Below are 13,383 nucleotides of genomic sequence, written 5' to 3'. Positions count from 1 at the left end.
TCGACCCGCTCGATCTCCCCCGCAGCGACCAGCTCCGCGACGGCGGGTTTGACCTGCTGGGCCGACAGACGGAAGTAGTCGCGGATGTCGGCCTCGGTGGCCACGCCGAGCGCGGTGGCCCCCCGCAGCGTGAGTCCCCGGACGGCCTCGGTGTCGTCGACCTCGCGGGCCAGCACGCTCGCCGGCAGCACCCGCTCCACCAGGTCGTAGTGGCGGGCGAAGCCCACCCGGGTGGCCGTGGTGAGCACGCCGGCCGCGAACAGCGCCTCGGCGACCCACTTGGTGTCGCTGCGGCTGCCCCACCAGCTTCCTTTGGGCCCGCGCGGTTCGGCCTCGAGATGAGCCTCGATCTGCCCGGCGGTGCTGGGCCCGAGTTCGGCGACGGCGGCAACGATCTTGTCGGCGAGGTGGGGGTTGGCCTTGACGATGTGGGTGCCCCAGCGGCCGTGCCGGTACTGGCGCATCCGCCAGCGCAGCAGGGGCCAGTCGTCGACGGCCATCAGCGCGGCCTCGTGCGCCCAGTACTCGGCCAGCAGCCGCGACGACCGCGGGCCCCAGGCGGCGCGGTCCAGCACGTCGCGGTCGTAGGGGCCGAGCCGGCTGAACACCGGCGCGTAGTGGGCGCGCACCGCGACCGACACCGAATCCAGTTGCAGCACTTGAATTCTCGATATCAGCCGCTTCAGGTGGGCGCGGGTGACCGGACCGGACGGCCGCGGCTCGCTAAAGCCTTGGGCCGCAACGGCGATCCGCCGGGCCTGCGCGGCCGACAGCCTGGGGGTCCGGATCGACACGGCGCCGAGAATACCGCTCGGGTCCGACAGCGGCGGGCGGCGACGCGGCTAGGCCGTGCTGACCTTTGCGTCCAGCGGCACCACGACGCTGGGTTCCGGCGCGTTCTTCTGCTCTTGGTAGGCCGACTCGAGCGCGGCCGGGACGGCCTCGAGGTCGCGGTACACGCCCATCAGCTGCTCGAGGACGTCGATCCGTTGTTTGATCGCCTCGTCCGCCGCGCGCCGGGCCTGCTCACGGTAGTGATCGGCCTCCCGCTGGGCATCCCGCCAGGACTTGTCGATCGCCGCTTCGGTTTCGGCGCGCATGCCGGCCAGTTCGGCCTCGAGTTGCTTCTTGGTTTCCTCGTAATCGCTTTCCATGGCTTTTCGTTGGGCGGCCATCTCCGCCAACTCCTCTTCGTGCTTTCGCTGCGCCGCCTCGACCTCCGCCTGGGCCGCCGCGATCAGCGCGTCCGCCTCGCTGCGCGCCTCGGCCTGCATCTCGGCCACCTCGTCGACCGCGCGGTTGAGCATCTTCGCCATCCGGCGCTGCATCGCGTGCGGTGCGGGTGAGGTGTCGGTGAGGACGGCGACCTCCTTGCGCAGCGCGGCCGTTTCGTCGCCGGCTTCCTTCAGCCGGGTCCGCAGGCTCTCGACGTCGTCGAGCAGCAACTGCTGCTTGGTGGTCAACATCTCGATGTGGGCGTCGACCGCGGACGGGTCGTACCCCCTGAACATGCGATTGAACGCCTTTGCGGGTTCGGTTATCACTGCCATTTCCCCCTTCTGGCAACGTGTTGGTGACCTGGCGAGACCGACCCCCGCGTCCGAGTATGTCACGGGCGCGGGGACCAACGCTCATGCCCGACGGTAGCTGTGCAGCCGGTAGCGCAGCCCCGTGCGGCTGACCTGCCACTCCCCCGCGTGACCGATCCAGCTGTCGTCGAGCACCGGTGCCAGCGCGTCGTCGTCGTCGCGCCGCAGGTCGACTTCGACCTCGGTGACCTCGCACCGGGTGGCGCGCGGCAGCGCCAGCAGGTACACCTGTTCGCCGCCGATCACCCAGGTCTGTGGCTCGTCCTCGCAACCGGCGAGGGCCGCCTCGAGCGAATCGACGACCTGCGCCCCATCGGCCTCGAAGTCGCTCCGGCGCGAGAGTACGACATTGCGGCGACCCGGCAGCGGCCGGACCTTCGCCGGCAGCGACTCCCAGGTGCGCCGGCCCATGACCACGGTGTGCCCGAGCGTCAGCTCCCTGAAGCGGGCCAGGTCCTCGGGCACTCGCCACGGGATGTCGCCACCGCGGCCGATGATGCCCGATGTGGACTGCGCCCACACCAGGCCGAGATCGGTCATACGGCGACGGGCGCTTTGATCGCGGGGTGCGGGTCGTAGTTCTTCACCACGACGTCGTCGTAGGTGTAGTCGAAGATCGAATCCCGGTGGGCCAGTGCCAATTCCGGGTAGGGGCGCGGTTCGCGGCTGAGCTGGGTCCGCACCTGCTCGACGTGGTTGTCGTAGATGTGGCAGTCGCCGCCCGTCCAGACGAACTCGCCGACCCCCAGACCGGCCTGGGCGGCCATCATGTGGGTGAGCAGCGCGTAGCTGGCGATGTTGAACGGCACCCCGAGAAACAGGTCGGCGCTGCGCTGATACAGCTGGCAGCTCAGCCGGCCGTCGGCCACGTAGAACTGGAAGAACGCGTGGCACGGCGGCAGCGCCATCTGCGGGATCTCCCCGACGTTCCACGCCGAGACGATGATGCGCCGCGAGTTCGGGTCGGTGCGCAGCAGCTCGCACGCCGCGCTGATCTGGTCGACGTGCTCGCCCGTCGGCGTCGGCCAGGACCGCCACTGCACGCCGTAGATCGGACCGAGATCGCCTGTCTCACTTGCCCATTCGTCCCAGATGGTGACACCGTGCTCGTGCAGCCAGGCGACGTTGGAGTCGCCGCGCAAGAACCACAGCAACTCGTAGACAACCGACTTCAGATGCACCTTCTTGGTGGTGAGCAGCGGGAAGCCGGCCGACAGGTCGTAGCGCAACTGCTGGCCGAACAGGCTGCGGGTCCCGGTGCCGGTGCGGTCGGATTTGGCCGTGCCCCGCTCGAGCACCAGGCGCAGCAGGTCCTCGTAGGGCGTGGGAACCGGCACGCGGAAAGCTTAGCGGCGATCGCAAGCGCGGCGAAGCCGGGCGCGGCGGGTCGCCGCCATATTTCCGCGGCGATCGCAAGCGCGGCGAAGCCGGGCGCGGCGGGTCGCCGCCATATTTCCGCGGCGATCGCAAGCGCGGCGAAGCCGGGCGCGGCGGGTCGCCGCCATATTTCCCGCGGTGGGCACGCGGAGTACAACGAATGCCATGCCGAAAATCATCGACACCATCACCACCCCTGACGGCACCTGCACCGTCAGCTTGTTCACCCCCGACGGTCCGGAAGCCCAGGTCCCCTGGCCGGGCGTGGTCATGTACCCCGATGCCGGCGGGGTGCGCGACACCTTCGACCAGATGGCCGCCAAGCTCGCCGGATACGGCTACACGGTGCTGCTGCCCGACGTGTACTACCGCAGCGGCGACTGGGCGCCGTTCGACATGGCCACCGTGTTCGGCGACGAGCGGGAACGCAGGCGGCTGTTTGGCATGATCGGCGGTCTCACTCCGGACAAGATGGCCAGCGACGCCGGCGCCTTCTTCGACTACCTGGCGGCCCGGGCCGAGGTGTCCGGGGAGCGCTTCGGTGTGTGCGGCTACTGCATGGGTGGGCGCACGTCGCTGGTGGTCGCGGGTCGGGTGCCCGAACGCGTCGCCGCGGCGGCGTCGTTCCACGGCGGCGGCCTGGTGACCGACACCGCAGACAGCCCGCACCTGCTGGCCGACCGGATGCGCGCCAGCGTGTACGTGGGCGGCGCCAAGGACGACGCGTCCTTCACCCGCGAGGACGCTGAGCAGCTCGAGAAAGCGCTGACGGCGGCCGGCGTGCGGCACACCATCGAGTGGTATCCGGCGGGCCACGGGTTCGCGGTTCCGGACAACGCGCCGTACGATCCCGCGGCGGCCGAGCGGCACTGGCAGGCCATGACCGAGGTGTTCGCTTCGGCGCTACCGCGCTAAGCGGCCCAGCAGCACGGGTCTCACCTAGCTCGGCGGCAGGTCCACCAATTCGGCCAGCCGGGCGCGGTGACGGTAGGCGGTGCCGAAGATGAGCTGGTCGCTCTTGGCGCGCTTGAGGTAGAGGTGCGCGGGATACTCCCACGTCATGCCGATGCCGCCGTGTAACTGGACGCACTCCTCGGCCGCGTGCACGGCGACGCCGCTGCAATAGGCCTGGGCGAGGGCCGTGGCGACGGCGGCGTCTTCGTCGTGGCGGGCGCACGTGTCGGCGGCATAGCGGGCCGCCGCCGTCGCGGCGCCGACCTCGAACCACAGGTCGGCCAGCCGGTGCTTGACCGCCTGGTAGGAACCGATCGCGCGGCCGAACTGCTTGCGCTGCTTGACGTAAGCCAGGGTGGTGTCGAAACACCACTGGGCCACCCCGAGTTGCTCCGACGCCAGCAGCGCCGCCCCGGTGCGCAGCGCCTCGGCGACCGGTCCGTCCGCCGGCCCGACGCGCGACGAGTCCACCGCCGAAAAGCTCACGTCGGCAAGGGGTCTCGTCATGTCCAACGCGAGCAGTGGGGACACCTGCACACCGGCCGCCGCGCGCGGGACGGTATGTAGCTCCAGCCCGTCCGGGCCCGCGACCGGCACCACCAGCACGTCGGCCTCGGCGGCCCCGGCGACGCTGGTGACCGAGCCGCTCAGCCCGTCGGCGGCGCCGGTCACCGCCGTCACCGGATCGCCTGGTGCTGCCGACAGCGGCACCACCAACGCGGCGGTCAGTTCGCCTTGTGCCAGGGCGGACACGGTCTCGGTGTCGCCGGCGCGCAACAGCGCGACGGTGGCCAGCACGGCGCTGGACAAGAACGGCACGGGCGCGACGGCCCGCCCGATCTCCTCCATGACGACCGCCGCCTCGCGCGCACCCGCGCCCGCTCCGCCGAGCGACTCCGGGACCAGTAGGCCGGCCACTCCCAGCTCGCCGGCAAGCGTCCGCCAAACACCCGAAAAGTCTTGCGGCTCAGGGTCGTAGGCGTGGGTCACCGATTCGGGTGGGCAGCGGTCGGCGAACAGCTGCCGGACGCTGTCCCGCAGCGCCTCCTCGGTGTCGGAGTACAGCAGGTCACTCACCGGTTCAGGTCCTTCCACGCGACGTCTTTGTCGACGCGATGTTCACCCGGCAGGCCGAGGATGCGCTCGGAGATGGTGTTGCGCAGGATCTCCGAGGTGCCGCCCTCGATCGAGTTGCCGCGGGCGCGCAGGTAGCGGTACCCGGGCTCGCGTCCGATCAGGTCGACGACCTCGGTCCTGCGCATGGTCCAGTCGTCGTACTGCAGGCCGGACTCGGCGTGCAGCTCGATGTCGAAGCCCGAAATGGCTTGCGCGAGGCGGGCAAAGGCCACCTTCATGCCCGCGCCCTCCGGTCCCGGTTGGCCGGCCTGGGCCTGCTGCCGCAGCCGCTCACCGGCCAGCCGGAGGACCTCGGCGTCGACCCAGAGCCGCATCAGCTCGTCGTGCATCGCGGGGTTGCGCAGCCCGGGCTGGTCCCGCCACGCCTTGGTGACCTTCCCGATGATCCCGCCCTCGCGTGGCGTCCCGGCGCGGGTGCCGATGGCGACGCGCTCGTTGTTCAGCGTCGTGGTCGCGACCCGCCAGCCGCCGCCGACCGGGCCGAGCCGGTTGGCGTCGGGCACGCGGGCGTCGGTGAGGAACACCTCGTTGAACTCCGCCTCGCCGGTGATCTGGCGCAGGGGTCGCACCTCGACGCCGGGCTGCGTCATGTCGCACAGGAAATACGTCAGGCCCGCGTGTTTGGGCACGGTGGGGTCGGTGCGGGCGACCAGGATGGCCATCTGCGCGTGCTGGGCCATCGAGGTCCACACCTTCTGCCCGTTGACAATCCAGTCAGAAGGGTTATCCGCGTCGCGCGCCGCGCGGGTGGCCAGCCCGGCCAGGTCCGAGCCCGCGCCGGGTTCGCTGAACAGCTGGCAGTAGACCTGCTCGCCGGTGAACAAGGGGCGCAGGAACTTTCGTTTCTGTTCGTCTGTGCCGAATGCAGCGATGGTGGGGGCCGCCATGCCCATGCCGATGAAGTTCTTGGGTGTGCCGCCCACCGGCGCGCCCGCGGCGGCCAGCTGGGCGTCGACGATTTCCTGGGCCTTGCGCGGCAGGTCGAGCCCTCCGAAACCGTGCGGCAGGTGTACCCAGGCCAGGCCCGCGTCGTACTGCGCGCCGAGGAATTCTCGCGGTTCGGTGCTGGCCGGGTCGTGTTCGTCCAGCAGCGCCTGCACCCGCGCCTTGAGGTCGACCGCCAGGTCTTCGGAGGTCATCGCTAGCCCTGCGGCCGGACCTGGAAACCCTGCGCGGCACCGAGCAGGAGGCCGCCGTCGATGACCATGGTTTCGCCGGTGATCCAGCTCGCGGCGTCGGAAACGAGGAAGGCCACGGCGCCGGCCACATCGGCCGGCTCACCGATGCGCCCGAGCGCGATCGAGGAGGCGAGCGGGTCCTCGTGGTCCTTCCACAGCGCCTCGGCGAGCCGGGTGCGCACCACTCCGGGGGCGATGGCGTTGACACGGATGCGCGGGGAGAGTTCCAGCGCCAGCTGCTTGGTGACGTGGATCAGGGCGGCCTTGGTGGCGTTGTACATGCCCATGGCCGGCGATTGGTGCAGGCCGCCGATCGAGGCGGTGTTGACGATCGCCCCGCCGTGCTCGCCCATCCACGACTTGACGACCAGCGAGGTCCACAGCAACGGCGCCCAGAGGTTGACGTCGAAGATTTTGGTGAAGCGGGCGTGGTCCTGGTCGATGAGCGGACCGTAGGCCGGGTTGGTGCCCGCGTTGTTGACGAGGATGTCCACGCCGCCGAAACGTTCGAGCGTGAGGTCCACGCAGCGGCGGGCGGCGTCCTCGTCGACCGCGTGGGCGCCGACGCCGAGGGCGTTGCCGTCCACCTGCGCGGCGGCCTCGTCGGCGGCCTCCTGCTTGCGGGCGGTGAGCACCACGTTCGCCCCCGCGGCCGCGAGCTGCTGGGCGATGGCCAGCCCGATCCCGCGCGAGGCGCCGGTGACGATCGCCGTTCGGCCGGTCAGATCCAGTGAGGTCATCGTGGTGCGCCTTCCGTTGCGCGAAAGCGAACGGTTTCCCGTTCGCTACATGGATGTTTTACACGTGTGGGTCCGTGGTATGCGACCCGCATGTTCTCGAAATTAACCCTCGCGAAAAGACTGGTAGTGGGCGGGGCTGCGGCCGCGGCAATCGCGGTCGCGCCGATCGCCATGACCGACTCCCACGCCTCGGCGCCTGCGCCGTCCGCGGCGCCCACGCACGTGGTGTTCAAGGACGACCCGGGCGGTGGTGGCTGTGACGCCAACGGCAACTGCGGTTCCGGCGGCCAGTTCAGCGGCCCCGGCGGCGGTCCCGGCGGCCAGGGCTGCGTCCCGGGCGTGGGCTGCGGCTCCGGCGGCCAGAACGCGGGACCCGGCGGGATCCCCGGCGGTCAGGGCTGCCTGCCCGGCGTCGGGTGCGGTTCCGGCCACGCCTGATCCGTTCGACTGATCAATCCGATCCGCGCGGCTCCCGGAGCCTGGCGATCCAGGCCCGGGAGTCCGCGGGGTCGATGACGTCGTCAAGTTCGAAAGTGGTGGCCGCCCGCAGCGCCTTGCCGTGCTCGTAGGCCGCCGCCACCAGCTTGTCGAACAGCTCCTGGCGCTGCACCGGGTCCGCCTCGGCCGCCAGCTCCTTGCTGAAGCCGAGGCGCACGGCGCCCTCGAGTCCCATCCCGCCGATCTCCCCCGTGGGCCAGGCGACGGTGAACTGCGGGGCGCGGAACGAACCGCCGGCCATGGCCATGGCGCCGAGCCCATATCCCTTGCGCAGGATGATCATGCCGACCGGCACGGTCAGCCGCGCTCCCACTACGAACATTCGCCCGAACCGCCGGACCGCGGCCTGGGTCTCCGCGTCGGGACCGACCATGAAGCCCGGTGTGTCGCACAGCGAAATGACCGGCAGCCGGAACGATTCGCAGAGGGCGAGGAAGTCGCCGGCCTTGTCGGCCGCCTCGGCATCGATGGCGCCGCCGAGGTGGTGCGTGCTGTTGGCGATCAGCCCGTAGGGCGCCCCTTCGACGCGGACGAGCGCGGTGACGATCCCGACGCCGTAGTCGGGCCGCAGCTCCAACGCGGAGCCGGCGTCGACGATCGCCTCGATCGCCCGGTGGACGTCGTAGGCGCGTAACCGATTCTGCGGCACCACATGACGGGCCAGGCGTGGGTCCGGTGCCGCCCAGTCGTCCAGTGCGCCCTGGAAATAGGACAGATACTGCTTGGCCAGCGAGACCGCGTGCGCCTCGTCGCGGGCGACCAGGCTGACCACGCCGTTGCGCCGCTGCACGCCGATCGGCCCGATCGCCTCGGGCGGGTAGACTCCGAGCCCGCCGCCCTCGATCATGGCCGGGCCGCCCATCCCGATGTTGGCGTCCGGCGTCGCGATGATGACGTCGCACACCCCGGCCAGCGCGGCGTTGCCGGCGAAGCACCGGCCCGACACGATGGATATCAGCGGGACCCGGCCGCTCAGCGCCGCGAGCATCCGGAAGGTCGGCACGTCCAGCCCCGCGGCGCCGCCGACGTCGGTGTCGCCCGGCCGGCCGCCGCCGCCCTCGGCAAACAGCACCACCGGCAACCCTTTTCGGGCGGCCAGGTCGAACGCTCGGTCGGTCTTCGCGTGGTTGCGCATGCCCTGCGTGCCGGCCAGCACGGTGTAGTCGTAGGACACCACGACGGCCTCGGCGGCCGCTCGCCCGAAACGGTCCGCGCCGATGGTGGCGAGGCCGGCGACCAGGCCGTCGGCCGGCGTGTTGGCGATCAGGTCCTCCTCCGAGCGCCGGCTGCGCTGCGCCGCGATCGCCAGCGCGCCGTATTCGACGAAGCTGCCGGGGTCGATCAGATCGGCGATGTTCTCCCGGGCGGTGCGACGGCCTTGCTTGTGCCGCTTGGCCACCGCCGCCTCGCGCCCCTCGTCCCGGGTGAGCAGATGCCTCCCGCGCACCTCGTCGAGGTCGGCGCGCGGCCGGTCGAGATCCGTGGTGGTCGTTGACGAATCGCCGCCGGAAGCGGCGCCGGTGCGGGTGAAGACCAGTAACGGGTCGCCGGTTCCGACGACCTGCCCGGGGGTCACCAGGTTGCGCATGGTCCGCAGCGCATCCGGGGCGACGAGCACGTGCTGCATCTTCATCGCCTCGAGGACGACGAGCTGGCTGCCCGCGCCGTATTCGGCGTCCTCGCGCGCCACCTCGACGACGGTGCCGGCCAGCTGCGCCCGCAGCACGTCCTCGCCGGGGTAGAGCTCGACCGGCGCGGCGCGGACGTCGTGCTGGTGCCACGACGCCGCCGCCAGCTCGGGTAGCTTCTGGTCGACGAAAACAGTGCTCACGCAGCCGGATTCCACGGCAGGGTCACTCAGCAACTCGCGCAGGAAGTCGATGTTGGTGCGGACGCCCTCGATGGCGAACTCGGCCAGGGCGGTCCGGGTCTTGCGCAACGCGGCCCCGGGTGACGCCCCGCGCACGTGGGTCACCACCTTCGCCAGCAGCGAGTCGTAATGCGGGTTGACGACCAGTCCCACCCGGCCGTAGGTGTCGACCCGGATCCCCGGCCCGCTCGGTGGAGAGAAGGCGGTGAGCGTGCCGGCGGAGGGGACAACCGAGAGGTCGGCGGCGAAGGTCTCCGCGTTGACCCGCGCCTGGATCGCCAAGCCGCGGTGCGCTGCGGGCTCGCCGATGACTTCGGTTCCGTCGGAGGCGATTCCGGCCGGCAGCCCGAGCTGGTAGAACGAGGCGCCCCCGGCGATGTCCAGCTGGACAGCCACCAGGTCGATCCCCGTCGTCTCCTCGGTGACCGTGTGCTCCACCTGGATTCTCGGGTTGACCTCCAGGAATACGAAGTCCTCACCGGTAACCAGGAATTCGACCGTGGCCAGCCCACGCAGCGCGACACGCGCGCACAGTAGGGCCGCGGCCTGGTGCAGGGCGCGGCGCAAGCGATCCGAAATCCCTTGGGCGGGCGCCATTTCGACGAGTTTCTGGTAGCGCCGCTGGATGCTGCAGTCGCGGTCGCCGAGTGCGAGCGCGCGGGTCTGGTGCCCCGCCGGGGCGGCGATCACCTGGACCTCGATGTGCCGGGCACCGTCGAGCAGCGCCTCGGCGAACAGCGCCGGGTCGCCGAAGCCGAGTCGCGCCTCCGCGGCGCACTGGCGGTAGGCGTCGCCGATCTGATCGGCGCTGCACACCGTGCGCATCCCGCGTCCACCGCCGCCGGCGAGGGCCTTGATCATGATGGCGCCGCCCTGGGCGGCGAAGAACGCCTCGACGTCCGCCACGCTGCTCGGCCCGTCGGTGGCGGGCAACACCGGCACCCCGGCGGCCACGGCGGCGGCGCGGGCGGCGGCCTTGTTGCCGACCAGCTCGAGTGCGTCGGCGTCCGGCCCCACAAACGCGTACCCTGCGCCGACGCAGGCGCGGGCGAATTCGGCGTTCTCACTGAGGAATCCGTAGCCCGGGTGGACCAGCTGTGCGCCCGAGCTCTTGGCCGCGGCCAGCAGTGCGGGCTGGTCCAGGTAGGCTCGCGGTCCGGCGCCGGGCAGGCCGATCGCCTCGTCGGCGGCGTGCACGTGCGGGCTCTCGGCATCGTCCTCGGCGTAGACCGCGGCCGTCCGCATGCCCAATTCGGTTGCGGTGCGGACGATTCGGAGCGCAATCTCGCCGCGGTTGGCGACTAACACGGTCGCACTCATCGCAGCTGCTCCCCCCACCGCACCTGCTCACGGAGTTTGCCTTTGAGCAGCTTGCCGCCGGCGTTGCGTGGCAGCGCGTGAGCGACCACGGCGACGTACTGCGGCACCTTGAAGTCGGCGAGCTGCGAGCGACAGTGGTCGAGCACCGCCGGTACGTCGATCTCGTCCGCGCCGCCGAAGAGCACCGCCCCCACCTTCTCGCCCATGACGTCGTCGGGAACCCCGAGCACGCACGCGTCGGCGACGTGGGGCGCCGCCAGGAGCACGGCTTCGACCTCGACGCTGGAGACGTTCTCACCGCCACGGTTGATGATGTCCTTGAGCCGGTCGACGATGTGTATCCGACCGGCGTCGTCGACCCGCACCACGTCGCCGGTGTGCAGCCAGCCGTCCACGATGGTGGCCGCGGTGGCCTCCGGCCGGTCCCAGTAGCCGGCGGTCACGTTGGCGCCGCGCACCACCAGCTCGCCGACTCCCGGCTCGTCGCCGCCGAACGGAACCAGGCCCAGGTCGACGGACGGGACCGCGTACCCGACCGAGTCGGCGTGCTCGACCGCGTCGCGGCTCGGCAGCACGGTCATCAGCGATGCCGTCTCGGTCATGCCGTAGCCGTTGAACACCGTGGCCCGGGGGAAGGCGTTCTTCACCGCCCGCACCAACGCCGGGGCGATCGGGGCGCCGCCGTACCCGACCCAGCGGACCCCGGAGACGTCGACGTCGGCGAAGCTGTTGTGCCGCAACATCAATGCGTAGATCGCCGGGACGGTGACCATGACCGAAATGCGCTCGGCGCTCAGCGTGGCGATCAGCCCGTCCAGGTCGAGGGCGGGCATGATCACCGACGCCCCACCCAGGCGGGTGGCCGCCAACAGTTGCGAGTTGCACCCGGTCACGTGGAAGAGTGGCACGGAGATCAGCGTGCGCATCGCTTCGCCGAGATCGCGAGGCTGGTCGAGGCAGCGAATCGCGTTCTCGGTGTTGGTCAGGAAGGCCTCGTGGGTGGTCGGCACCCCCTTGGGGTGGCCGGTGGTCCCCGAGGTATAGAACAGCGCGGCCACGTCGGCGGGACCGACTTGCTCGGTCACGTACGGCCGCCCTTCGGGCAGGGGTGCGTCGGCCGCCAGGTCCAGCGTCGCCCCCGAGTCGGAGAGGACGAACTCGACTTCAGGTTGCGCCGAGCGCGTATTGACCGCCACCGCGACGCCGCCGGCCATCACCGTGCCCCAGAACGCCAGCACCCAGTCGATGCCCGCGGGGTGCCGCACCGCGACGCGGTCGCCGGGCCGCAGTCCGGCCGCGCGCAACCCACCGGCCACCCGCGCCGCGGAGTCCCACAACTGGCGGTAGGTCAGTCGCCCGGCGCCGAGTTCGACCACCACCTCGCTGTCCGGGCGCCGCTCGACCTGGTCGACGAGCATGTCGAGCAGGGTGGCCGGGAGATCGTCGTAGCGCGGGATGCCGTCGGCACCGCGAGTCACGCCGGTCGTGGGGAACGGGTTGTTGTCCCGGGAAATGTCGAGGACCGCTCCCCGCTGCGTCACGTCTCGACCTCCGTCACAAAGAACAGTTGCGTCCGCTGTGAGCGTAGTGGGCCGCCCCGTCCCTGAGCTCGAAACGGTGCTGCCGGATCAGCGGGGTGATCCCGGCGGCGAACCGGACAGACCGTCCGCGATCCCCCGGTCTATGTCGTGTTGTTGAACCGGGCCGCCTGAAGGCGTGTCCGGGCAGCTGCAGCCGAGAGTGCCGAAGACGCCGCGGTCGGCATGGACCGGTGTCCCGACACCGCAGCCCAGCGCCAGGACGGCGGTGAGCACTATCTCGGCGATCACGTCGCGGCCCCTCCTCACCCGGCGGCTACCCGCCCCATACATAAGCGGACGAGCATGCGCACTAACGGGTTCCACTGACGAGATCGGGGGTGCGCTCGTCGGCCGCCTCGGCCGCCTCCGAGCGCAGCAGCATCCCGTTGAGGGCGAGAAACGTCAGGACCGCCCCGGAGCCGGCCATCATCGGCGGCAGCACCAGCAAACACAGCTCCGACAAGCCCAATCCGGTCAGACGAACTCCTGCCAGCAAAGCGGCCGCGTCGAAGGCGAGGAGTTCGGCGAGGTGGACAACGGACCTCACCAGATACCGGCCGCCGACGGCACGGATACTGGCCGAAGATGCGGTGGTCGTCGTCATGACCCCAGGCTCGCGCGCCACCGGGTCGGTGTCGTCGGTGCTGACACCCGTCTCGCGGGACCGCCAGCCTGACCGCGGCGATACCCGCTGGCTGCAATTACGCTCGGGACTGCCGGTGCGGATCATACGAGAGGATCGGGTCGGGTGGAGCCGGAGAAGCCGGGCAAGCGGGTCGTCGTCGCCGACGACGACGTGCTGTTGCGGGAGGGATTGGCCAGCCTGCTGACCCGGTCCGGTTACCGCGTCGTCGGTCAGGCCGGTGACGCCGCGAGCCTTCTCGAACTGGTCCGCCGGGAAAAGCCGGAGCTGGCGATCGTCGACATCCGGATGCCGCCGACGGGCACCACCGAAGGACTCGACGCCGCGATGACAATCCGCGAGGAGCTGCCGCCGGTCGGGCTGGTGATCTTGTCCGCGCACGTGGACGTCGAGCCGGCGATGCGGCTCCTGGCCAGCGGCCGCGGCGTCGGTTACCTGCTGAAGACGCGGGTCACCGATGTCGACGACTTCCTGGACACGCTGGGCCGCATCGCCGG

Annotated in this window: 13 protein-coding genes; 3 read left to right on the top strand and 10 right to left on the bottom strand. The window is 70.8% G+C overall.

Translation table 11 applies throughout. The features are described 5' to 3' along the window. The 4 genes from A5713_RS09235 to A5713_RS09220 all read right to left on the bottom strand — a co-directional run. A partial coding sequence (locus A5713_RS09235) for a winged helix-turn-helix domain-containing protein (protein WP_197516344.1) occupies positions 1–824 on the bottom strand: 824 nt, incomplete at its 3' end. Positions 825–842: 18 nt separating this feature from the next. Next, on the bottom strand, positions 843–1,544 hold the full coding sequence (locus tag A5713_RS09230) for a cell division protein DivIVA (RefSeq protein WP_068094778.1): 702 nt from the start codon (positions 1,542–1,544) through the stop codon (positions 843–845). Positions 1,545–1,631: 87 nt separating this feature from the next. After that, positions 1,632–2,129 (bottom strand): dihydrofolate reductase, encoded by a 498-nt coding sequence (locus A5713_RS09225; RefSeq protein ID WP_068094774.1) that lies wholly within the window; start codon positions 2,127–2,129, stop codon positions 1,632–1,634. Continuing rightward, on the bottom strand, positions 2,126–2,926 hold the full coding sequence (locus A5713_RS09220) for a thymidylate synthase (RefSeq protein WP_068094771.1): 801 nt from the start codon (positions 2,924–2,926) through the stop codon (positions 2,126–2,128). Before A5713_RS09220 ends, A5713_RS09225 begins: the two co-directional genes overlap by 4 nt. Positions 2,927–3,131: 205 nt before the next feature. On the opposite strand from A5713_RS09220, the gene A5713_RS09215 reads away from it, so the two are divergent. After that, positions 3,132–3,881: a dienelactone hydrolase family protein gene (locus A5713_RS09215; protein WP_068094768.1), complete on the top strand. Its 750-nt coding sequence runs from the start codon at positions 3,132–3,134 to the stop codon at positions 3,879–3,881. 24 nt (positions 3,882–3,905) lie between these two features. Here the strand turns inward: A5713_RS09215 and A5713_RS09210 are convergent, their stop codons facing one another. Genes A5713_RS09210 through A5713_RS09200 form a run of 3 tightly spaced genes read right to left on the bottom strand, consistent with a single transcriptional unit; the run spans position 3,906 to position 6,975 of the window. Next, the gene (locus A5713_RS09210; protein WP_067920099.1) at positions 3,906–4,997 is read right to left on the bottom strand and encodes an acyl-CoA dehydrogenase family protein; all 1,092 of its coding nucleotides are present in this window, start codon (positions 4,995–4,997) and stop codon (positions 3,906–3,908) included. After that, complete coding sequence (locus tag A5713_RS09205; protein WP_067920101.1) at positions 4,994–6,196, bottom strand: acyl-CoA dehydrogenase family protein; 1,203 nt, start codon at positions 6,194–6,196, stop codon at positions 4,994–4,996. The genes A5713_RS09210 and A5713_RS09205 overlap by 4 nt, the downstream gene beginning before the upstream one ends. Before the next feature lie 2 nt (positions 6,197–6,198). Then, positions 6,199–6,975 (bottom strand): SDR family oxidoreductase, encoded by a 777-nt coding sequence (locus A5713_RS09200; RefSeq protein WP_068094765.1) that lies wholly within the window; start codon positions 6,973–6,975, stop codon positions 6,199–6,201. A gap of 90 nt (positions 6,976–7,065) precedes the next feature. Here A5713_RS09200 and A5713_RS09195 point away from each other — a divergent pair, with 90 nt between their 5' ends. Beyond that, positions 7,066–7,413: a PE-PGRS family protein gene (locus A5713_RS09195; protein WP_067920154.1), complete on the top strand. Its 348-nt coding sequence runs from the start codon at positions 7,066–7,068 to the stop codon at positions 7,411–7,413. A gap of 13 nt (positions 7,414–7,426) precedes the next feature. On the opposite strand, the gene A5713_RS09190 is transcribed toward A5713_RS09195, so the two are convergent. The 3 genes from A5713_RS09190 to A5713_RS09180 all read right to left on the bottom strand — a co-directional run bounded on the left by A5713_RS09190 (position 7,427) and on the right by A5713_RS09180 (position 12,847). Next, entirely contained in the window at positions 7,427–10,663 is a 3,237-nt protein-coding gene (locus A5713_RS09190; RefSeq protein ID WP_068094761.1) for a carboxyl transferase domain-containing protein, read from the bottom strand. After that, positions 10,660–12,204 (bottom strand): class I adenylate-forming enzyme family protein, encoded by a 1,545-nt coding sequence (locus tag A5713_RS09185; RefSeq protein ID WP_068094756.1) that lies wholly within the window; start codon positions 12,202–12,204, stop codon positions 10,660–10,662. Before A5713_RS09185 ends, A5713_RS09190 begins: the two co-directional genes overlap by 4 nt. A gap of 349 nt (positions 12,205–12,553) precedes the next feature. After that, positions 12,554–12,847, bottom strand: coding sequence for a hypothetical protein (locus A5713_RS09180; RefSeq protein WP_156751814.1), 294 nt, complete (start codon positions 12,845–12,847; stop codon positions 12,554–12,556). A 144-nt stretch (positions 12,848–12,991) separates the two neighbouring features. Between A5713_RS09180 and A5713_RS09175 the strand changes: the two genes are divergently transcribed. Further along, the coding region (locus tag A5713_RS09175) for a response regulator transcription factor (RefSeq protein ID WP_156751813.1) at positions 12,992–13,383 on the top strand (392 nt) is incomplete at its 3' end.

The sequence above is a fragment of the Mycobacterium sp. E2497 genome (genome assembly GCF_001668695.1).
Classification (GTDB): Bacteria; Actinomycetota; Actinomycetes; order Mycobacteriales; family Mycobacteriaceae; genus Mycobacterium.
The sequence above is the reverse complement of the archived record's forward strand: the minus strand, read 5'-3'. Positions and strand labels throughout refer to the sequence as shown.